This window comes from Pseudomonas sp. NPDC078700 (assembly GCF_044542375.1).
In the GTDB taxonomy this organism is placed as follows: Bacteria; Pseudomonadota; Gammaproteobacteria; order Pseudomonadales; family Pseudomonadaceae; genus Aquipseudomonas.
Map to the genome: position 1 here is coordinate 897,588 of NZ_JBITUI010000002.1, position 21,703 is coordinate 919,290.

General features: G+C 54.3%; 18 protein-coding genes and 2 tRNA genes. 18 read left to right on the forward strand and 2 right to left on the reverse strand.

The window, feature by feature from the left end; genetic code table 11:
* Window positions 1-70: 70 nt before the first annotated feature.
* The gene (gene recN, locus ACIGCM_RS09925) at window positions 71-1,744 is read right to left on the reverse strand and encodes a DNA repair protein RecN (protein ID WP_397501875.1); all 1,674 of its coding nucleotides are present in this window, start codon (window positions 1,742-1,744) and stop codon (window positions 71-73) included.
* A gap of 196 nt (window positions 1,745-1,940) precedes the next feature.
* Between recN and grpE the strand changes: the two genes are divergently transcribed.
* The 8 genes from grpE to ACIGCM_RS09965 all read left to right on the forward strand — a co-directional run bounded on the left by grpE (window position 1,941) and on the right by ACIGCM_RS09965 (window position 12,444).
* A complete protein-coding gene (gene grpE / locus ACIGCM_RS09930) occupies window positions 1,941-2,510 on the forward strand; it encodes a nucleotide exchange factor GrpE (RefSeq protein ID WP_397501876.1) in 570 nt (189 codons plus the stop codon).
* 99 nt (window positions 2,511-2,609) lie between these two features.
* The gene (dnaK, locus tag ACIGCM_RS09935) at window positions 2,610-4,526 is read left to right on the forward strand and encodes a molecular chaperone DnaK (protein ID WP_397501877.1); all 1,917 of its coding nucleotides are present in this window, start codon (window positions 2,610-2,612) and stop codon (window positions 4,524-4,526) included.
* A gap of 193 nt (window positions 4,527-4,719) precedes the next feature.
* Window positions 4,720-5,862 (forward strand): molecular chaperone DnaJ, encoded by a 1,143-nt coding sequence (gene dnaJ, locus ACIGCM_RS09940; RefSeq protein ID WP_397501878.1) that lies wholly within the window; start codon window positions 4,720-4,722, stop codon window positions 5,860-5,862.
* A gap of 232 nt (window positions 5,863-6,094) precedes the next feature.
* Window positions 6,095-6,898: a 4-hydroxy-tetrahydrodipicolinate reductase gene (gene dapB / locus ACIGCM_RS09945; protein ID WP_397501879.1), complete on the forward strand. Its 804-nt coding sequence runs from the start codon at window positions 6,095-6,097 to the stop codon at window positions 6,896-6,898.
* Between the two features lie 207 nt (window positions 6,899-7,105).
* Window positions 7,106-8,254, forward strand: coding sequence for a glutamine-hydrolyzing carbamoyl-phosphate synthase small subunit (gene carA / locus ACIGCM_RS09950; protein WP_397501880.1), 1,149 nt, complete (start codon window positions 7,106-7,108; stop codon window positions 8,252-8,254).
* A 38-nt stretch (window positions 8,255-8,292) separates the two neighbouring features.
* A complete protein-coding gene (gene carB / locus ACIGCM_RS09955) occupies window positions 8,293-11,514 on the forward strand; it encodes a carbamoyl-phosphate synthase large subunit (protein WP_397501881.1) in 3,222 nt (1,073 codons plus the stop codon).
* On the forward strand, window positions 11,511-11,987 hold the full coding sequence (gene greA, locus ACIGCM_RS09960; protein WP_397501882.1) for a transcription elongation factor GreA: 477 nt from the start codon (window positions 11,511-11,513) through the stop codon (window positions 11,985-11,987). The genes carB and greA overlap by 4 nt, the downstream gene beginning before the upstream one ends.
* A gap of 43 nt (window positions 11,988-12,030) precedes the next feature.
* Window positions 12,031-12,444 (forward strand): DUF4149 domain-containing protein, encoded by a 414-nt coding sequence (locus ACIGCM_RS09965; protein ID WP_397501988.1) that lies wholly within the window; start codon window positions 12,031-12,033, stop codon window positions 12,442-12,444.
* A gap of 26 nt (window positions 12,445-12,470) precedes the next feature.
* Here the strand turns inward: ACIGCM_RS09965 and yhbY are convergent, their stop codons facing one another.
* On the reverse strand, window positions 12,471-12,782 hold the full coding sequence (yhbY, locus tag ACIGCM_RS09970) for a ribosome assembly RNA-binding protein YhbY (protein ID WP_087515777.1): 312 nt from the start codon (window positions 12,780-12,782) through the stop codon (window positions 12,471-12,473).
* Between the two features lie 100 nt (window positions 12,783-12,882).
* On the opposite strand from yhbY, the gene rlmE reads away from it, so the two are divergent.
* From rlmE to nusA, 10 genes are all read left to right on the forward strand, one after another.
* Window positions 12,883-13,506 (forward strand): 23S rRNA (uridine(2552)-2'-O)-methyltransferase RlmE, encoded by a 624-nt coding sequence (rlmE, locus tag ACIGCM_RS09975; protein ID WP_397501883.1) that lies wholly within the window; start codon window positions 12,883-12,885, stop codon window positions 13,504-13,506.
* A 252-nt stretch (window positions 13,507-13,758) separates the two neighbouring features.
* Window positions 13,759-15,699, forward strand: coding sequence for an ATP-dependent zinc metalloprotease FtsH (ftsH, locus tag ACIGCM_RS09980; protein WP_397501884.1), 1,941 nt, complete (start codon window positions 13,759-13,761; stop codon window positions 15,697-15,699).
* Between the two features lie 179 nt (window positions 15,700-15,878).
* Window positions 15,879-16,730 carry a dihydropteroate synthase gene (folP, locus tag ACIGCM_RS09985; protein WP_397501885.1) on the forward strand — a complete coding sequence of 284 codons (852 nt, stop codon included), beginning with the start codon at window positions 15,879-15,881 and terminating at the stop codon, window positions 16,728-16,730.
* A 20-nt stretch (window positions 16,731-16,750) separates the two neighbouring features.
* Window positions 16,751-18,088 carry a phosphoglucosamine mutase gene (gene glmM / locus ACIGCM_RS09990; protein ID WP_397501886.1) on the forward strand — a complete coding sequence of 446 codons (1,338 nt, stop codon included), beginning with the start codon at window positions 16,751-16,753 and terminating at the stop codon, window positions 18,086-18,088.
* 64 nt (window positions 18,089-18,152) lie between these two features.
* Window positions 18,153-18,908 carry a triose-phosphate isomerase gene (gene tpiA, locus ACIGCM_RS09995; RefSeq protein WP_397501887.1) on the forward strand — a complete coding sequence of 252 codons (756 nt, stop codon included), beginning with the start codon at window positions 18,153-18,155 and terminating at the stop codon, window positions 18,906-18,908.
* A gap of 4 nt (window positions 18,909-18,912) precedes the next feature.
* Window positions 18,913-19,299, forward strand: coding sequence for a preprotein translocase subunit SecG (secG, locus tag ACIGCM_RS10000; protein WP_397501888.1), 387 nt, complete (start codon window positions 18,913-18,915; stop codon window positions 19,297-19,299).
* 10 nt (window positions 19,300-19,309) lie between these two features.
* Window positions 19,310-19,395, forward strand: a tRNA-Leu gene (locus tag ACIGCM_RS10005).
* Window positions 19,396-19,493: 98 nt separating this feature from the next.
* Window positions 19,494-19,570, forward strand: a tRNA-Met gene (locus tag ACIGCM_RS10010).
* A gap of 133 nt (window positions 19,571-19,703) precedes the next feature.
* Window positions 19,704-20,162 (forward strand): ribosome maturation factor RimP, encoded by a 459-nt coding sequence (gene rimP, locus ACIGCM_RS10015; RefSeq protein ID WP_010487552.1) that lies wholly within the window; start codon window positions 19,704-19,706, stop codon window positions 20,160-20,162.
* A gap of 47 nt (window positions 20,163-20,209) precedes the next feature.
* On the forward strand, window positions 20,210-21,691 hold the full coding sequence (gene nusA / locus ACIGCM_RS10020) for a transcription termination factor NusA (RefSeq protein ID WP_397501889.1): 1,482 nt from the start codon (window positions 20,210-20,212) through the stop codon (window positions 21,689-21,691).
* Window positions 21,692-21,703: the final 12 nt, after the last annotated feature.

Sequence of the window (21,703 nt, forward strand, 5' to 3'; positions counted from 1 at the left end):
TCGGGCTCGTGATTAAAATGGCGACCTATTATTGGTCGCCTTTTTTATGCCCGCTCTTGGCTGAGAATGTTCAAGCTTGGGCGCTGCTAACCATTTGTCGGGCATGGGCGATGGACTCATCGGTTAAGTCAACGCCACCCAACATTCGTGCAATTTCCTCAACCCGTTGTTCGTTGCTGAGTTTGCTGACCGCCGTACGTGTGGCGTCACTGCCCCGTGCTTTGTGTACGAACAGGTGCTGATGGCCCTGCGCGGCCACTTGTGGCAGGTGAGTGACTGTTAACACTTGGCCGCGGCTACCCAGGCGGCGAAGCAACTGGCCTACGACTTCAGCTGTTGGCCCGCCGATACCTACGTCAACTTCGTCGAACACTAGCGTTGGTACGCGAGAGGTCTGTGCGGTAATCACTTGAATGGCCAGGCTGATGCGCGACAACTCACCGCCCGATGCAACTTTAGCCAGTGCTTTGAGCGGCTGCCCAGGGTTGGCGCTGACCAGAAACTCGACCTGTTCCATGCCATTTGGATGGGGTTCGGCACTGCTGCTGGCCAGCAGTTTGATGCTGAAGCGTCCGCCCGGCATGCCTAAGGTTTGCATTTCCTTCTCTACCGCTTTGCCAAGCTTTGCCGAGGCTTTGTCACGCAGGCGGCTTAGCTCGGCAGCTTTTTCCTGATAGTGTCGCTCGTAGGCGCTGAGTTCTTCAGTGAGGCGCTCAGCCGCTTGGTCGTCAGCGTTCAGGCTTTCGAGCTCATCAAACAACTGTTGCTGCATGTGCGGTAGCTGGTCGGGCTGGATGCGGTGCTTGCGCGCTAAGGTGTAGATGGCATCAAGGCGTTCTTCGAGGGTTTGCAGGCGCTCGGGGTCAGCATCAAAGTGATCGATAAAGCGATTGAGTTCGCCGACAGCTTCTTCAACTTGAATTTGCGCGTTGGCGAGCATATTACTGGCTTCGGTTAATGCCCCTGGCTGACCTTGAAAGCTGCTCAGGCGGTTGAGACTACCGGTCAGCGCGGACAACACGTTACCAGCATCGCTTTCGCTGCACAGCTCCAATACCTGACGGCACGCACCGAGCAAGCTCTCGGCATTGGTCAGGTTTTTGTGTTCTTGCTCAAGTTGTTCCAGTTCGTTATCGACCAACGCCAGGTTATCCAGCTCTTCAAGCTGGTAGCTGAGTAATTGATGGCGCGAGCGTTGTTCGTCGCCGATGCTGGAAACACGTTCCAGCTCGTTCTTGGTTTGTTTCCAGCGTTGTGCTGCAAGTGATACCTGGCGGGCAAGCTCTTGACTGCCGGCAAACTCATCGAGCAGACGCCGATGGGTTTCGGCCTTGAGCAGTGACTGGTGCTCGTGCTGGCTATGGATATCAATCAACAGCTCGCCCAGGGCTTTCAAGTCGGCTTGCGGGCAGGGTGATCCGTTGATGTAGCCACGCGAGCGGCCTTCGGCGGTGATCACTCGACGCAGAATGCAAGGGCCGTCATTGTCCAGATCACGCTCCGTTAGCCAGGTGCGCGCCTCGGGAATGTCATCAAGGTCAAAGCTGGCGAGGATGTCGGCTTTGTCGGCACCGCGACGCACCACGCCGCTGTCTGCGCGATCACCCAGGGTCAGGCCAAGGGCATCGAGCATGATCGATTTACCTGCGCCGGTCTCGCCGCTGATTACGCTCATGCCGCGCTCCAGCTCTAGATCGAGATGCTCAACGATTGCGTAATTGTGTACGGACAGGTGCACCAGCATGGCGAGGTCTCCGAAGTGTTCGACATGGTTATTTATACAGTAGTTTTTTCGCTGCTGGCAATATCCTTCTGTGGGCTGTGTGTCATCTTGCGTATTTGCCGCTGCTTTACCCTTGAAGCAGTAAAAACCGCCCCCATATACCTGTGCAGAAGCGTGGATTAAGACTCACGCCAGTTATTTAGAGGAGAGATGAGGCATGGCTGACGAACAGACCCTGGATTCGCAGATTCCCGAGGCAGACGCAGCAGTAGAAGCGACGCCGGGTGATGAACTGGCTGCTCGCGTGCAAACGCTTGAAGAGCAGTTGGCTGCTGCGCAGGATCAATCGCTGCGCATGGCTGCTGATCTGCAAAACGTTCGCCGTCGCGCAGATCAAGATGTAGAAAAGGCGCACAAGTTTGCCTTGGAGAAATTTGCCAACGACCTGTTGCCGGTTGTCGACAGTCTGGAGCGCGGCCTTGAGCTGTCGAGCCCAGATGATGAGGCGATCAAGGCAGTGCGTGAAGGCATGGAACTAACCCTGAAGTTGTTCCGCGACACCTTGGCGCGCCACCAGCTTGAAGCGGTCGACCCACATGGCCAACCCTTTAACCCTGAATTGCATCAGGCAATGGCCATGCAGGAAAGCGCAACGCTGGAGCCAAACAGCGTGATTCAGGTGTTCCAGAAGGGTTACCAGTTACACGGCCGCTTGTTGCGTCCGGCAATGGTTGTTGTGAGCAAGGCACCTGCCGCGCCGACACCATCAATTGATGAAAAGGCTTGAAATTAATTTTTCAGACCCCATTAAACAGTCAAGCGATTTAGTGCTACCGCAGCGGGTTCAGAGCCAGCGCGGAATTATCAAAGTTTCGGGAGAGTAATCATGGGTAAAATTATCGGTATTGACCTGGGGACAACCAACTCCTGCGTCTCCGTTCTTGAAAACGGCAAAGCTAAAGTTATTGAAAACGCCGAAGGCGCGCGCACCACTCCGTCGATCATCGCTTATGCAAACGATGGCGAAATCCTGGTGGGCCAGTCGGCTAAGCGTCAAGCAGTGACCAATCCGCACAACACCCTGTACGCGGTGAAGCGTTTGATCGGTCGTCGTTTTGACGAAGAAGTTGTGCAGAAAGACATCCAGATGGTGCCGTACAAAATTGTCAAAGCTGACAATGCGGACGCTTGGGTACAAGTAAACGACCAGAAAATGGCTCCGCCACAGATCTCGGCTGAAATCTTGAAAAAGATGAAGAAAACCGCCGAAGACTACCTGGGCGAAGCGGTGACTGAGGCGGTAATTACCGTTCCGGCTTACTTCAACGACAGCCAGCGTCAAGCAACCAAAGACGCCGGCCGCATCGCGGGTCTGGACGTTAAGCGCATCATCAACGAACCAACCGCAGCCGCATTGGCATACGGTATGGACAAGGCCAAGGGCGACCACACTGTCATCGTTTATGACTTGGGTGGCGGTACCTTCGACGTTTCGGTGATTGAAATTGCCGAAGTTGATGGCGAGCACCAGTTCGAAGTGTTGGCGACCAACGGTGACACCTTCCTCGGTGGTGAGGACTTTGACATCCGCTTGATCGACTACCTCGTCGACGAGTTCAAGAAAGAAAGCGGCATGAACCTTAAGGGTGACCCGCTGGCCATGCAGCGTCTGAAAGAAGCTGCTGAAAAAGCTAAAATCGAGCTGTCTTCAAGCCAGCAGACTGACGTTAACCTGCCGTACATCACTGCAGATGCGTCCGGTCCTAAGCACTTGAACGTGAAAATTTCGCGCTCCAAGCTTGAGTCGCTGGTAGAAGATCTGGTTCAGCGCACTATCGAGCCTTGCCGCATCGCGTTGAAAGACGCCGGTGTAGACGTGGGCGCGATCAACGACGTAATTCTGGTCGGTGGCCAGACACGTATGCCGTTGGTACAGAAGTTGGTCACTGACTTCTTCGGTAAAGAAGCGCGTAAAGATGTTAACCCGGACGAAGCTGTTGCCATGGGCGCGGCCATTCAGGGTGCGGTTCTGGCTGGCGACGTCAAAGACGTGCTGCTGCTCGACGTATCGCCTCTGACCTTGGGTATCGAAACCATGGGCGGCGTGATGACTGCGCTGATCGAGAAAAACACCACGATTCCGACTAAGAAATCGCAAGTGTTCTCGACTGCCGATGACAACCAGGGCGCTGTGACCATTCACGTGCTGCAGGGCGAGCGTAAGCAAGCTTCGCAGAACAAGTCGCTGGGCAAGTTCGATCTGGCCGAGATTCCACCTGCTCCACGTGGCGTGCCGCAGATCGAAGTGACCTTCGACATTGATGCCAACGGTATCCTGCACGTAGGCGCTAAAGACAAGGCGACGGGTAAAACTCAGTCGATCGTGATCAAGGCTAACTCGGGTCTGTCCGAGGAAGAAATCGAACAAATGGTGCGTGACGCCGAAGCTAACGCTGACGAAGATCGCAAGTTCGAAGAGATGGCAACTGCACGTAACCAGGGCGACCAACTGGTACATGCCAGCCGCAAAATGCTCACCGAAGCTGGCGACAAAGCCACTGAGGAAGAGAAAGCGGCCATCGAGAAAGCCATTGGTGACCTCGAAGTTGCAGTCAAAGGCGACAGCAAAGAAGAGATCGACGCTAAAGTGGCGGCACTCTCGGAAGCCACTGCACCTCTGGCGCAGAAAATGTACGCCGAGCAGCCACAGCCGGGTGCTGAAGCCCAGCCAGAAGGCAACGATCAAGGCTCTGCTGATGACGTTGTAGATGCTGAGTTTGAAGAAGTTAAAGACAACAAGTAAGCGAACGCTTGCTCGGTGCATCCCTGATGCACCAAGGCTCCAGCCGGTTGTGGCGTGAGTCACAACCTGTATGATTCGCCGCGCGGGAGCTTGCTCCCGCGTTGGCGTGTCTGGAGGGAATGATTTGCAAGGCGTTAATCAGAGACGCAGGTGCGATAGCTTTTTAACGATTTGTTTGAGGTATTGAGGATTTATGTCTAAACGTGACTATTACGAGGTGCTCGGTGTTGAGCGCGGCGCCAGCGAAGCTGAGCTGAAAAAAGCTTACCGACGCCTGGCGATGAAGCATCACCCGGACCGTAATCCTGACGATAAAGTCTCGGAAGATAAGTTCAAGGAAGCCAACGAGGCTTACGAAGTGCTGTCTGATTCGAGCAAGCGTGCCGCTTATGACCAGTACGGTCATGCAGGCGTTGACCCGTCAATGGGGGGCGCTGGCGCAGGTGGTGCGGGCTTCGGTGGGGCGAACTTCTCCGATATTTTCGGTGATGTGTTCAGTGATTTCTTCGGTGGCGCTGCAGGTGCTGGCGGCCGTGGTCGTGGTGGTGCGCAGCGCGGCAGCGACTTGCGTTACACCCTTGAGCTGGACTTGGAAGAGGCCGTGCGTGGCACGACCGTGACCATTCGCGTGCCGACCTTGGCTAACTGCAAGACGTGCGATGGTTCCGGTGCCAAGAAAGGCACTACGCCTGTGACCTGTACGACCTGTGGTGGTATTGGTCAGGTGCGTATGCAGCAGGGCTTCTTCTCGGTGCAACAGACCTGCCCGCGTTGCCATGGCAGTGGCAAGATGATCACTGATCCGTGTGGCTCTTGCCATGGTCAGGGGCGTGTTGAAGAGCACAAAACCCTGTCGGTTAAAGTCCCGGCGGGTGTTGATACCGGTGACCGTATCCGTCTTTCCGGTGAAGGCGAAGCCGGTGCCATGGGTGGTCCGGCAGGCGATCTGTATGTGGTTGTGAATGTCCGCGAGCACGCAATCTTCCAGCGCGACGGCAAGCACCTGTACTGTGAGGTGCCAATCAGCTTTGCCGATGCGGCGCTGGGTGGTGAATTGGAAGTGCCGACCCTGGATGGTCGGGTCAAACTGAAGATCCCGGAAGGCACGCAAACCGGTAAGTTGTTCCGTCTGCGTGGCAAGGGTGTTGCACCTGTGCGTGGCGGTGGTGCTGGCGATTTGATGTGCCGTGTGGCTGTCGAAACCCCGGTCAAGCTTGATCGTCGTCAGCGTGAATTGCTTGAAGAGTTTCGCAAGTCGATCGAAGGTGACAGTTCTCACTCACCGAAAGCCAGTGGCTGGTTTGAAGGTGTGAAACGCTTTTTCGGCGACCTGTAACGGTTACAGAAGTAGTACGCTGAGTAACTTCCTAAGGAGCCTTTGAAAAATGTAGCGAGCGACGGGAGTGCAAGGCGAGAAGGTGCGAGAAAGCGGAGTTTACTGCAGTAAATGAGCATTTTAAGCAGCTTTTCAACACGGCAATACCTAGCGCAGTAGTTTTTCAGGGGTTCCTAAAGGCCGGGTGGCGTGGTCATCCGGCCTTTGTGTTTTCAGATTGGAGTAGATTGATATGCAACGTATTGCCGTGATGGGCGCCGCTGGGCGTATGGGTAAAACCCTGATTGAGGCCGTCCAGCAGGCTGAAGGCGCGAGCTTGAGTGCGGCGGTTGATCGTCCGGATAGCAGTCTAGTGGGTGCTGATGCTGGTGAGTTGATTGCCGTTGGCAAGATCGGCGTTGCGCTGTCAGGCGACCTGAATGCTGTGCTTGATGATTTTGATGTGCTGATCGATTTCACCCATCCAACGGTCACCCTGAAAAACCTTGAGATCTGCCGCAGCGCTGGCAAGGCGATGATCATCGGTACTACGGGGTTTAGCGTTGAAGAAAAGCAGTTGCTTAACGAGGCGGGCAAGCAAATCCCTATCGTCTTTGCAGCCAACTTCAGTGTCGGGGTTAATCTTTGCCTGAAATTGCTCGACACTGCTGCACGTGTGTTGGGTGATGAAGTTGATATCGAAATCATTGAAGCGCACCACCGGCACAAGGTTGACGCGCCGTCTGGAACTGCCGTGCGCATGGGTGAAGTGGTTGCCAAGGCGCTTGGGCGTGATCTGGAAAAGGTCGCGGTCTATGGGCGTGAAGGTCAGACCGGTGCTCGCGAACGTGAAACTATCGGCTTTGCCACGGTCCGCGCCGGTGATGTGGTGGGTGATCACACGGTACTGTTCGCCGCAGAAGGCGAGCGGGTTGAGATTACTCATAAGGCGTCCAGCCGCATGACCTTTGCCAAGGGCGCCGTTCGCGCGGCTTTGTGGCTCAAGGACAAGCCGGCAAAGCTCTATGATATGCAGGATGTTCTGGAGCTGAATTGAGGCACTCGATCAGCGGTGTGTAATCGATGAATTTTTAGCGTAAGTTGGGTGGACCAAAAAGCCACTTTCCTGTAAGCTTTCTGCTTTAGTGTGCCCACTAAAAGTTACGCAGAATGAATTCATAAAAAAAGCGGGATGACGGTTCACACGTCATCCCGCTTTTTTACAATCTGCGTTTGCTTCAAGCTTTGATCTTCGGAGGTTTTCTTGAGTAAGCCAGCCCCTAAAGCTGCCATTTTAGCCCTTGCTGATGGCAGCATTTTTCGTGGCGAGGCCATCGGTGCCGATGGCCATACAATCGGTGAGGTGGTTTTTAACACCGCCATGACCGGCTATCAGGAAATCCTTACCGATCCTTCCTATGCCCAGCAAATCGTTACCCTGACTTATCCGCATATCGGCAACACCGGCACCACGCCGGAAGATGCTGAGTCGAATCGTGTTTGGGCTGCGGGTTTGATTATTCGTGATCTGCCGCTGATCGCCAGTAACTGGCGCAACAAGCAGTCGCTGCCTGATTACCTGAAAGAAAATGGCACTGTTGCCATTGCCAATATCGATACCCGCCGCCTGACGCGCATTTTGCGTGAGAAAGGCTCGCAAAATGGCTGCATCTTGGTTGGCGATGATGCCACCGAAGAAAAAGCGTTGGAGCTGGCGCGCAGCTTCCCGGGCCTCAAAGGCATGGACCTGGCCAAAGTCGTCAGCTGCACTGAGCAGTACGAGTGGCGCTCGACGGTTTGGGATCTGAAGACCGACAGTCACGCCGAAGTGCCTGATAGTGAGCTGCCTTACCACGTGGTCGCTTTTGACTACGGCGTTAAGCTAAACATCCTGCGTATGTTGGTTGCTCGCGGTTGCCGCCTGACTGTGGTGCCGGCACAAACCCCGGCCAGCGAAGTCTTGGCGATGAATCCTGATGGCGTGTTCTTGTCCAACGGCCCGGGTGATCCTGAGCCTTGCGACTACGCCATTGCCGCTATTAAAGAGGTGCTGGAAACTGAAATTCCAGTTTTCGGCATCTGCCTTGGTCACCAGCTCCTGGCGCTGGCCTCGGGTGCCAAGACCGTGAAGATGGGCCATGGCCATCACGGTGCCAATCACCCGGTTCAAGACCTCGACACCGGTGTAGTGATGATCACCAGCCAGAACCACGGTTTTGCTGTGGATGAGGCAACACTGCCAGGCAATGTTCGGGCGATTCACAAGTCGTTGTTTGATGGCACTTTGCAGGGTATCGAGCGTACCGACAAAGTCGCGTTCAGCTTCCAGGGTCACCCTGAAGCGAGCCCGGGTCCAAACGACGTTGCGCCTTTGTTTGATCGCTTCATCGAAGCCATGGCCAAGCGCCGCTAAGCCTGCTGACTGTGACCAACGGATTCGAGTGAGTAAAAATGCCAAAACGTAATGATATAAAAAGCATCCTGATCCTCGGCGCTGGCCCGATTGTTATCGGCCAGGCCTGTGAGTTTGATTATTCCGGTGCTCAAGCCTGTAAAGCGCTTAAAGAAGAGGGTTTCCGGGTCATTCTGGTGAACTCCAACCCAGCCACCATCATGACCGACCCGTCGATGGCTGACGCCACCTACATCGAGCCGATCAAGTGGTCGACTGTGGCCAAGATCATTGAGAAAGAGCGTCCGGATGCACTGCTGCCAACCATGGGCGGCCAGACTGCACTGAACTGCGCGCTTGATCTTGAAAAGCACGGCGTGCTGGAAAAATTCGGCGTCGAGATGATCGGTGCCAATGCTGACACCATCGACAAAGCCGAAGACCGTTCGCGCTTTGACAAGGCCATGAAAGACATCGGCTTGGCGTGCCCGGTTTCCGGTATCGCCCACAGCATGGAAGAGTCCTACGCGGTTCTCGAGAAAGTCGGCTTTCCGTGCATCATCCGTCCGTCCTTCACCATGGGCGGCACCGGTGGCGGTATCGCCTACAACCGTGAAGAGTTCGAAGAAATCTGCGCACGCGGTCTCGACCTGTCGCCGACTCGCGAACTGTTGATCGACGAATCCCTGATCGGTTGGAAAGAGTACGAAATGGAGGTTGTCCGCGATAAGAAGGACAACTGCATCATCGTCTGTACCATTGAAAACTTTGATCCAATGGGCGTGCACACAGGTGACTCGATCACCGTTGCCCCGGCGCAAACCCTGACCGACAAAGAGTTCCAGATTCTGCGTAATGCCTCTTTGGCAGTGCTGCGTGAAATCGGCGTAGAAACCGGTGGTTCCAACGTCCAGTTCGGTATTTGCCCGAACACGGGCCGTATGGTTGTGATCGAGATGAACCCGCGTGTATCGCGTTCCTCGGCGCTGGCGTCTAAGGCTACCGGCTTCCCGATTGCTAAAATCGCTGCCAAGTTGGCGGTTGGCTACACCCTTGATGAACTGTCGAACGACATCACAGGCGGTCGCACACCGGCTTCATTCGAGCCTGCGATCGATTACGTAGTCACCAAGATCCCACGCTTTGCGTTCGAGAAATTCCCGAAAGCAGACGCCCGCCTGACGACACAGATGAAGTCTGTGGGCGAAGTCATGGCCATTGGTCGCACCTTCCAGGAATCCCTGCAGAAAGCCTTGCGCGGTCTGGAAGTGGGTGTGGCAGGTCTTGATCCTAAGCTCGACCTGAAAGATCCGGAAAGCGAAAGCACGCTTAAGCGTGAGCTGATCGTGCCGGGCGCAGACCGTATCTGGTACATCGGTGATGCCTTCCGTGCAGGCAAGACGGTTGAAGAAGTATTCGCCCTTACCAATATTGATGAGTGGTTCCTGGTTCAGATCGAAGACCTGATCAAGGACGAAGAGCGCATCAAAACTCAAGGCCTGACCAGCATTGACCGTGATGTGATGTTCAAGCTCAAGCGCAAAGGTTTCTCTGATGCACGTCTGGCGAAGTTGCTGGGTGTGACCGAGAAGAACCTGCGCAGCCATCGCCACAAGCTCAAGGTGCTGCCAGTTTATAAGCGCGTGGATACCTGTGCGGCCGAGTTCGCCACTGACACCGCTTATATGTACTCGACCTATGAGGAAGAGTGCGAAGCTAACCCGTCGCAGCGCGACAAGATCATGATTCTCGGTGGCGGTCCAAACCGTATTGGTCAGGGCATCGAGTTTGACTACTGCTGCGTACACGCGGCGCTGGCGATGCGTGAAGACGGTTACGAGACCATCATGGTCAACTGCAACCCGGAAACCGTATCGACCGACTACGACACTTCTGACCGCCTGTACTTCGAGCCAGTAACCCTGGAAGACGTGCTGGAGATCGTCCGTGTTGAGCAGCCTAAAGGCGTGATCGTGCAGTACGGTGGGCAAACCCCGCTGAAACTGTGTCGTGCCCTTGAAGAGGCTGGCGTGCCGATCATCGGTACCAGCCCAGATGCCATCGACCGTGCAGAAGACCGTGAGCGCTTCCAGCAAATGGTTGAGCGCTTGAATCTGCGTCAGCCGCCAAACGCCACTGCGCGCAGCGAAGACGAAGCATTCGCCGCCTCGAAAACCATCGGTTATCCGCTGGTGGTGCGCCCGTCCTATGTGTTGGGCGGTCGTGCCATGGAAATCGTTTATCAGGAAGATGAGCTGCGTCGCTATATGCGTGAAGCGGTTCAGGTTTCCAATGACAGCCCGGTATTGCTTGATCACTTCCTCAACTGCGCAATCGAAGTCGATATCGATGCGGTCAGTGACGGTGAGCAAGTGGTCATCGGTGCGATCATGCAGCACATTGAACAAGCTGGCGTTCACTCGGGTGACTCGGCCTGTTCGCTGCCGCCGTACTCGCTGCCAGCGCACATCCAGGACGAGATTCGTGACCAGGTCAAGAAAATGGCCCTCGAACTCAACGTCATTGGTTTGATGAACGTGCAGATGGCGGTGCAGGGCGAGGATATCTTCGTGATCGAAGTTAACCCGCGCGCATCGCGTACCGTGCCATTCGTTTCCAAGTGCATCGGTGAGTCACTGGCCAAGGTTGCTGCGCGCGTTATGGCGGGCAAGACTTTGGCTGAAATCGGCTTCACCAAGGAAATCATTCCACCGTTCTTCAGTGTTAAAGAAGCGGTGTTCCCGTTTGCCAAGTTCCCAGGTGTTGACCCTATCCTTGGCCCGGAAATGAAATCCACCGGTGAAGTGATGGGCGTTGGCGATAGCTTCGGCGAAGCCTTCGGTAAGGCTCAGTTGGGTGCTAGCGAAATTCTGCCAAACTCGGGCTGCGCATTTATCAGTGTCCGCGATGACGACAAGCCGCAAGCGGCTGACGTTGCACGTGACCTGATCTCGCTGGGCTTCGAGGTTGTGGCGACCGCCGGTACTGCTAAAGTGATTGAGGCTGCAGGCTTGCCTGTGCGTCGCGTCAACAAGGTGACCGAGGGTCGTCCACATGTTGTCGATATGATCAAGAATGACGAAGTCACGCTGATCATCAATACCACTGAGGGGCGTCAGTCAATTGCTGACTCCTACTCGATCCGTCGTAACGCTCTGCAACACCGGATTTGCTGCACAACCACCCTGGCGGCGGGTGCGGCAATCTGTGAAGCGCTGAAGTTTGGTCCCGAGAAGACCGTGCGCCGCTTGCAGGATCTCCATGCAGGAATCAAGGCATGACAAAATACCCAATGACTGTCCAGGGCGCGCGCGCCCTGGAAGAAGAGCATTTACACCTGACCAAGGTCGTGCGTCCAAAGCTTAGCGAAGACATCGGTACGGCACGTGAGCTGGGTGACCTCAAGGAAAACGCTGAATACCATGCTGCCCGCGAGCAGCAGGGTATGGTCGAGGCGCGTATCCGTGATATCGAAGGGCGCATGCAGAATGCTCAGATCATCGATGTCACGGCGATCGCCCACACTGGCAAGGTGATCTTTGGCACCACAGTTGAAATCGCCAACTGCGAAACCGATGAAAGCGTCACCTACCAGATCGTCGGTGACGACGAGGCCAACATCAAGCAGGGCAAAATTTCGGTCAGTTCGCCGATTGCCCGCGCCCTGATCGGCAAGGAAGAAGGTGATGTCGTCGTGGTTAACACCCCTGGCGGCATGATTGAGTACGAAATTGTCGAAGTCCGTCATATTTAAGTCTGGTGATGCGCGAGCAGTGCCTATGGTGGCTGCTTCGCGAATCGGAGCGGGTGCAATCAGCTGGTTGATTGCTCAGACTTTTTGGGTTGGCGGGGTGTGGTTGCTGCAATTTTTGGTGATGCCAGCGCTGGCTAAGCTGGGGTTGGCACCGCTATTGGTTGAGGACTTGGCCGCTTCGTTGAAGCCCCTGTTAATTGGGTTGGCGGGGTGCTGTGCGGTGTTGCAGGCATTTGTGCTGATTCAAGCACAGGGCTTGCCCAGCTTGTTGCGTGACATACGTGGGCAGTTGCTGCTCACGGTGCTGTTGATGGTGGTGGGCTATTTTGCCGTGCATTGGCTCGGTTACCCTGCACCACGCTGGCAGCTTTTCAATTATATGGTGTTGGCATTCTGCGGTTTGCTGCTGGTGTTGCAACCCGTACCGATGCGCCAGGCTCGTCCATCCGCTACCTGAAGTGGCGGATGGATAAGCGGCTAACATCAACCCTGAAAGCGGCTGATATTCGACAGATTTTTGTTTACTTTCGGATTTTTGCGATAAATCAGCGCCATTTTGCCGATGATCTGTACTAATTCGGCATTGGCTGATTTGCACAATTCATTGATCGCGGTGATACGGTCTTCGCGTTCGGTGATGCGAACCTGTACTTTGATCAGTTCATGATCGTTAATTGCGCGCTCCAGCTCGGCTAGAACGCCCTCGGTCAAACCGTTATCGGCGACCATTACTACCGGTTTCAGGTGGTGGCCGATAGACTTGTACTGTTTCTTCTGCTCTTGAGTGAGCGGCATAATCTGACCCTGCGTCTGATCTGGTGAAAATATGGCGCTCAGTTTACCCGAGTGCATTAATGCTCGCCCAGAAATTCACGAATGTTATTAGAGGTGCCACGTGGCGCGTTCCAAAACTAGCCAGCGTTGGCTGAAAGAACACTTCGATGATCCCTACGTCAAAATGGCGCAAAGGGATGGCTATCGTTCGCGGGCCAGCTACAAGCTGCTGGAAATTCAGGAAAAAGATCGGATCTTGCGCCCCGGCATGACCGTGGTTGACTTGGGTGCAGCGCCCGGTGGCTGGTCGCAGGTCACCAGTCGGGTGATTGGCGACAAGGGCACCTTGATCGCATCCGACATCCTTGAGATGGATAGCATCCCAGATGTGACCTTCATTCAGGGGGACTTCACCGAGGATGAAGTGTTTGCACAGATTCTTGACGCGATCGGAAATAATCCCGTAGACCTTGTGATTTCCGATATGGCCCCCAATATGAGTGGAGTAAGGACTGCGGATCAGGCCCGTGCGATGTATTTGTGCGAGCTGGCTCTGGATTTGTCGGCGCGGGTACTTAAGCCTGGTGGTGATTTTTTGATAAAAATCTTTCAGGGCGAAGGCTTTGATGCTTACCACAAGCAGGTGCGTGAAATGTTTGAGAAGGTGCAAATGCGCAAGCCGTTGTCTTCTCGCGACCGCTCCCGCGAGCAATATCTGCTTGGGCGCGGTTATCGCGGTAATTAATCGGCTTCAGAGACTGGCTCTATGAAACCTAGGTCGGGGTTGCCAGTCTGATATAAACAGTTAAATCTGCGTATTACATTGCTTCACATTGCATGAGATTTTCGCGAGTCGCCACCGGCGGCTCATAAAGGGTTACAGACAGTGCCTGCAACAATGGGGCGTTGTGTAGTAAGTTAGATCGGTACATAACTGGTCGTCATGCGAGGCATGCTCGCGCACGGGCTTGCTTCAGAGGGTAGGTAATTGAACGACATGGCAAAGAATCTGATCTTGTGGCTAATCATCGCGGCGGTTTTAGTGACCGTGATGAATAATTTTTCCAGTCCGAACGAGTCGAATAAGCTCAATTACTCTGAGTTTATCCAGCAGGTTCAAGAGGGCGAAGTTAAGCGTGTGACGGTTGATGGCTACATCATCAGCGGTGTGCACACTGACGGCAGCTCCTTTGAAACCGTGCGCCCGGCTATTCAGGACAATGGCCTGATTAAAGACTTGATCGACAACAAGGTCGATATCGTCGGTAAGCAGCCAGAGCGTCAGAGCATTTGGACTCAGTTGCTGGTCGCCAGCTTCCCGATCCTGGTGATTATCGCCGTGTTCATGTTCTTTATGCGCCAAATGCAGGGCGGAGCCGGTGGTAAAGGCGGGCCGATGAGCTTTGGTAAGAGCAAGGCGCGTCTGCTGTCTGAAGATCAGGTTAAAACTACTTTTGCTGACGTTGCGGGTTGCGACGAGGCTAAAGAAGAAGTCAGTGAACTGGTTGAGTTCTTGCGCGATCCGGGCAAGTTTCAGCGCTTGGGTGGCCGTATTCCGCGCGGCGTGCTGATGGTCGGCTCGCCGGGTACCGGTAAAACCTTGCTGGCCAAAGCTGTTGCCGGTGAAGCCAAAGTGCCGTTCTTCACTATTTCCGGTTCTGACTTCGTTGAAATGTTTGTTGGTGTGGGTGCTTCGCGTGTTCGTGACATGTTCGAACAGGCCAAGAAGCACGCGCCGTGCATCATCTTTATCGACGAAATCGACGCCGTTGGTCGCCATCGTGGCGCTGGCATGGGTGGTGGTCACGATGAGCGTGAGCAAACCCTCAACCAGTTGCTGGTAGAGATGGACGGCTTTGAGATGAATGACGGCATCATTGTGATCGCCGCCACCAACCGTCCTGACGTACTCGACCCAGCCTTGCTGCGTCCTGGCCGTTTCGACCGCCAAGTCGTTGTGGGTCTGCCAGATATTCGTGGTCGTGAGCAGATTCTGAAAGTCCACATGCGCAAAGTGCCAATGGGTGAAGACGTTAATCCGGCGGTTATCGCACGTGGTACTCCGGGTTTCTCCGGTGCCGATCTCGCTAACCTGGTCAACGAGGCGTCGCTGTTTGCGGCTCGTGCTGGCAAGCGTCTGGTTGAAATGAAAGAGTTCGAGCTGGCTAAAGACAAAATCATGATGGGCGCTGAGCGCAAAACCATGGTGATGTCGGATAAAGAAAAGCTCAACACCGCTTATCACGAAGCTGGCCATGCAATTGTTGGTCGCTTGGTGCCAGAGCATGACCCTGTCTACAAGGTTTCGATCATTCCACGTGGCCGTGCCTTGGGTGTGACCATGTTCCTGCCTGAGGAAGATCGTTACAGCCTTAGCAAGCGCGCATTGATCAGTCAGATCTGCTCGTTGTTCGGTGGGCGTATTGCGGAAGAAATGACCTTGGGCTTCGATGGTGTCACCACGGGTGCTTCCAACGACATCATGCGTGCCACTCAATTGGCGCGGAACATGGTGACCAAGTGGGGCTTGTCGGAAAAACTCGGCCCGCTGATGTATGCCGAAGAAGAAGGCGAAGTATTCTTGGGTCGCAGCATGGGCAGCCAGGGCAGCAATGTCTCGGGTGACACCGCTAAGCTGATTGACGAAGAAATTCGCAGCATCATCGACAGTTGCTACGACACGGCTAAGCGCTTGCTCGAAGAAAATCGCGACAAGCTCGAAGCGATGGCTGAAGCCTTGATGAAGTTTGAAACCATTGATGCCGAGCAGATTGAAGACATCATGAGTGGTCGTACGCCGCGTGAGCCGCGTGATTGGACGGGTGGTGGTAACGCCGGTACGCCAATCGATCCGAGCTTGGATGCGGATAACAAGCCTGGGCTCGATAAGCCAGACTCGCCAGAAAAGCCAATTGGCGGTCCAGCAGCTGAGGTCTAAAACTCTGTTGTTGCGATGCTCGCAAGCACTGTAAAAACGCGCCGGAATACTTCTCTCAGGAGTATTTCGGCGTTTTGCTTTGTTGGTCGGGGTAATTTGGCGGGTCGTTTAAATTTGCTCGGTGTTGCAGGCTGGGTAAAATAATGGCTTGAGTTGCTTACAGGTTTTTCAGGTTCTACATGACGCTAACGTCCAGCTTCAGTCCGCTGCCTTGTGGTGGTCGGCTTCTTGATCTTTCCCGTACCCAGGTAATGGGCATCCTCAATGTCACGCCTGATTCATTTTCAGACGGTGGACGTTTCAGTCACCGTGACAGCGCTTTGCGTCATGCCGAGGCGATGTGGCGTGCAGGCGCTACGCTGATAGATATCGGTGGCGAATCAACTCGCCCAGGCGCGCTAGTTGTGTCCGCTGAACAAGAGCTTGAGCGTGTAGCCCCGGTGGTTGAGGCTATTGCGGCCGAGCTGGATGTGATTATTTCAGTCGATACCTCAACGCCTGCGGTTATGATCGAGGCAGGTCGCCTTGGGGCTGGGTTGATCAACGACGTGCGCTCATTGCAGCGTGAAGGGGCCTTGGAGGCGGCGGCAGCTACAGGTTTGCCTGTGTGCTTGATGCACATGCGTGGTGAGCCAACGACCATGCAGCAAAACCCGCAGTACGCTGATGTGGTTGCCGAGGTTGAAGGTTTCTTGCGCGAGCGCATGCTGGCTTGTGCCGGTGCGGGCATCGGTAGCGATAAGTTGCTGTTGGACCCCGGTTTTGGTTTTGCCAAAACCCTTGAGCACAACCTGAGCCTGTTCAGGCGCATGGAGTTGCTGCATGCGTTGGGGAGGCCACTATTGGTCGGTGTCTCGCGTAAAAGTATGATTGGTAAAGTGCTTGGGCATGAGGTCAGTGGACGTTTGTCTGGCAGCTTGGCGCTAGCGGCGTTAGCAGCTGCCAAGGGGGCGCACATCTTGCGAGTGCACGATGTGGCTGAAACAGTTGATGTAGTGCGGATGCTTGCTGCGGTTGAAGCTGCAGAATAACTATTTAGGGAAGACGATATATGGCGCGTAAATATTTTGGCACTGATGGTATTCGTGGCCGTGTAGGCGATTATCCGATTACCCCAGACTTTATGCTTAAGCTTGGCTGGGCGGCCGGTATGGCATTTCGCAAGCAGGGCATATGCCGAATTTTAATCGGTAAAGACACGCGTATCTCGGGCTATATGTTCGAATCGGCACTGGAGGCGGGTTTGTCTGCTGCAGGGGCTGATGTGATGCTGCTAGGGCCTATGCCGACCCCCGCAATCGCTTATCTGACCCGTACCTTTCACGCCGACGCCGGTATCGTTATCAGTGCGTCGCATAATCCCCATGATGACAACGGCATTAAATTTTTCTCGGGGCAGGGCACCAAGCTGCCAGACGAGGTTGAGCAACTAATTGAAGATTTACTCGACACGCCAATGACCGTGGTTGAGTCCGCCAAGTTGGGCAAGGTCTCACGTATCAATGATGCGGCGGGTCGCTATATCGAGTTCTGTAAGAGCAGTGTGCCAAGTAGCACCAGTTTTTCCGGTCTGAAAGTGGTGCTCGATTGTGCTCATGGCGCTGCTTACAAGGTTGCCCCGAGTGTCTTTCGTGAGTTGGGTGCTGAGGTGGTGGTGCTTTCGGCTGAGCCCAATGGTCTGAATATCAACCATAATTGTGGTTCGACGCACATCGAAAACCTGCAGGCTGAAGTCGTGGCTCAAGAGGCTGACTTGGGCATTGCCTTTGATGGCGATGCCGACCGGGTGTTGATGGTCGATCATACTGGCGCGTTGGTTGATGGCGATGAGTTGCTGTTTATCATTGCTCGCGATCTACAGGAGCGCGGCAAGCTGCAAGGCGGCTTGGTTGGCACCCTGATGAGTAACTTGGGGCTCGAGTTGGCCTGTGCGGAACTGGATATTCCCTTTGTACGGGCCAATGTTGGTGATCGCTACGTAATTGCTGAGTTGCTTGAGCACGACTGGGTCTTGGGTGGTGAGAATTCAGGTCACATCGTTTGCTTCCAGCATACCTCTACGGGAGATGCCATTATCGCGGCGTTGCAAGTGCTGCTGGCAGTGCGTCGCCGTGAACAGCCTTTGGCCCAGGCCCGTCAAGGTATGCGCAAGTGCCCACAAGTGCTGATTAATGTGCGCTTCAAAGGTGGTGTGGATCCGTTAGAGCATCCTTCGGTCAAGGATGCTTGCGCTCGGGTGACAGAGAAAATGGCCGGGCGCGGGCGTGTGCTACTTCGCAAATCCGGCACGGAACCGCTGGTTCGAGTCATGGTTGAAGGTGAGGAAGAAGCCGTTGTTCGCGGCTATGCCGATGAATTAGCTAAAATTGTTGCAGAAGTATGTGGTTGAACAGCTTGCCAGTCACGACAGTGCTGGGTATCATCTGCGCCCTCTTTGATCGACGAGGTATTGCATGCGTCGCCCCATAGTTGCTGGTAACTGGAAAATGCACGGTACCCGCGCTAGCGTCGCAGAGCTGATCAAGGGTCTTCGTCAGTTAGCGTTATCGACTGGCGTTGATGTTGCAGTGTTTCCACCTTGTCTGTATGTCGGTCAGGTTGTTGAAGGCCTGGCGGGTAAGTCGGTAATGGTAGGTGCGCAGAACTGCGCGTACGAGCCGTTGCAGGGCGCCTTGACAGGTGAAGTGGCTGCGAGTCAGTTGCATGATGCGGGTTGCAAAATGGTTTTGGTTGGGCACTCTGAGCGGCGGTTGTTGCTGGGTGAGTCTGATGAGGCCGTAGCGCGCAAGTTTGCAGCTGCTCAGTCATGTGGTCTGATTCCGATTCTGTGTGTGGGTGAAACCCGCGAGCAGCGTGAAGCGGGCAAAACACTGGAAGTGGTAAGTCGCCAGCTTGATAGCGTTTTTGAGTCGCTGGGTGTTGGAGTGTTTGCACAGGCTGTGATTGCTTATGAGCCTGTTTGGGCGATTGGCACCGGCTTGACGGCTACTCCGGACGAAGCGCAAAGCGTTCATGCGGCAATACGCGCGCAGCTCGCAGCTGAAAATGCTGAAGTGGCACGTGGCGTAAGAATTTTATATGGCGGCAGTGTTAAGGCCGCTAATGCAGCCGAACTATTCGGTATGCCGGATATCGATGGGGGGCTTGTTGGTGGAGCCTCTCTGAATGCGGATGAATTCGGTGCGATCTGTCGCGCCGCGGGAAACTGAGAAAATGCTGGAAACAGTCATCGTAGTACTTCATCTGTTGGGCGCTATTGGCGTTGTTGTGCTGGTTTTGTTGCAGCAGGGCAAGGGTGCTGATGCGGGTGCATCTTTTGGTTCAGGTGCTTCGGCTACTGTTTTCGGTAGTCAAGGTTCTGCTACCTTTTTGAGTAAAGTTACTGCTATACTCGCCACCGCTTTTTTCATAACTAGCTTGGGCTTAGGCTACTTAGCTAATGAAAAAGCTGAAGTGTTAAATCAAGTAGGTTTGCCAGATCCGGCAGTCTTGGAAACACCTCAGACTAAACCGGCAGTTGAAGATGTGCCGGTGCTCGAAGAGCAAAATGCAGCTGATAATAAAGCCGCTGATGTACCTCAAGCTCCAGAGCAGCAGTAAAACGTAATTTGCCGAGGTGGTGGAATTGGTAGACACGCAACCTTGAGGTGGTTGTGCCCATAGGGTGTAGGGGTTCGAGTCCCCTTCTCGGTACCAATTTTCAAGCAAGCCCGCTACATGCGGGCTTTCTTGTTGATGGGGCTTTGGTTGACCCGTAGCAGGGTTCGGCCGTATAATCCGGCCCCCAGCTTTGACGCGGGATGGAGCAGTCTGGTAGCTCGTCGGGCTCATAACCCGAAGGTCGTTGGTTCAAATCCAGCTCCCGCAACCAGTAGTAGCTGAGCCCCTTTCCAAGGGGCTTTTTGCTAGCTGAGAGACAGCTTTACTTACCTTGCGAAAAGGTAAGCTAAATGGATGGGCGTTTCGCCCATTTTTTATTTGCACAGCATGCGCGAGGGGTTCGAGTGTCGAGCAAGCTAGAACAGTTGCAGGACTTGTTGGCCCCGATAGTCGAGGAACTCGGTTATCAGTGCTGGGGCATTGAGTTTCTGTCTCAAGGGCGGCATTCGCTGCTAAGAATTTATATTGATCATGCCGACGGTGTTCTCGTTGAAGACTGCGAGAAAGTAAGTCGGCAGGTCAGTGGTGTATTGGATGTAGAAGATCCGATTACCGCTGAATACACCTTGGAAGTTTCATCTCCAGGTATGGATCGACCACTTTTCACCCTGGAGCAGTTTGCTGCGTTCACCGGTGAGCAAGTAAAAATCAAGCTGCGTTCGCCTTTCGAAGGGCGCCGTAACTTTCAAGGCCTTCTGCGTGGTATTGAAGAGCAGGATGTCGTGGTGCAGGTTGATGATCATGAGTTCCTTTTGCCGATCGATATGATCGACAAGGCCAACATTATCCCAAGGTTTGATTGAGACGCGGATCCCGCGGATCCAATGGATTGCGAAAGGCGAGGCGTACGATGAGCAAAGAAGTATTGCTGGTTGTTGAATCGGTATCCAACGAAAAAGGTGTACCGGCGAGTGTGATTTTTGAAGCGCTGGAGTTGGCTTTGGCCACGGCGACTAAAAAACGATTCGAAGACGAAGTTGACTTGCGTGTAGCGATTGATCGCCACACCGGTAACTATGAGACGTTCCGTCGTTGGACTGTAGTTGAAGATGCAGAGCTGGATGATCCAGCGCATCAACTGACTCCAGATATGGAGCAGGCAATGAAATCCGACGCTAAAGTCGGTGACGTGCTTGAAGAAAAGATCGACTCGATTGAGTTCGGTCGTATCGCTGCACAAACGGCTAAACAAGTCATTGTGCAAAAGGTTCGTGAAGCTGAGCGCGCTCAAGTTGTTGAAGCGTATCGCGAGCGTTTGGGCGAGATCGTTTCGGGCACCGTCAAAAAAGTTACCCGCGACAACGTTATTGTTGATCTGGGTAACAACGCTGAAGCGTTGCTGGCCCGCGAAGATATTATCTCGCGTGAGACTTTCCGTGTGGGGGCGCGTCTGCGTGCACTGCTCAAGGAAATTCGCACTGAGAACCGTGGTCCTCAATTGATTCTTTCGCGTACGGCTCCGGAAATGCTGATCGAGTTGTTCCGCATTGAAGTGCCAGAAATCGCTGAAGGGTTGATTGAAGTCATGGCTGCATCCCGTGATCCGGGTTCGCGCGCCAAGATTGCAGTTCGCTCGAAGGACAAGCGTATTGATCCACAGGGTGCTTGCATTGGTATGCGCGGTTCGCGCGTCCAAGCAGTGTCTGGTGAATTGGTAGGTGAGCGTGTCGATATCGTGCTGTGGGATGACAATCCTGCGCAGTTCGTTATCAACGCAATGTCGCCTGCTGAAGTCGCTGCAATCATTGTCGACGAAGATGCCCATGCCATGGACATCGCCGTAGGCGAAGACAACCTTGCTCAAGCAATTGGGCGTGGCGGTCAGAACGTACGTTTGGCAAGTCAGTTGACTGGCTGGACGCTTAACGTAATGACTGAGGCGGATATTCAAGAGAAGCAACAGGCTGAAACTGGCGACATCCTGCAGCGCTTTATCGACGAGTTGGAAGTTGATGAAGAGTTGGCGCAGGTGCTGGTTGAAGAAGGTTTCACCAGCCTGGAAGAAATCGCCTATGTGCCGATGGAAGAGATGCTCAGCATCGACGGTTTTGATGAAGAAATCGTTAATGAGCTGCGCTCGCGGGCTAAAGATCGCCTGTTGACTCGCGCCATCGCCACTGAAGAAAAACTGGCAGATTCCCAGCCAGCCGAAGACCTGCTCTCGCTTGAGGGTATGGAAAAAGGCCTGGCACAAGAACTGGCAGTACGCGGTGTGATTACCCGCGAAGACCTGGCCGAGCAGTCGATTGACGACCTGCTCGACATCGACGGCATCGACGCAGATCGTGCCGGCAAGCTGATCATGGCCGCCCGAGCCCATTGGTTCGAGTAGTTTTACGGCCTG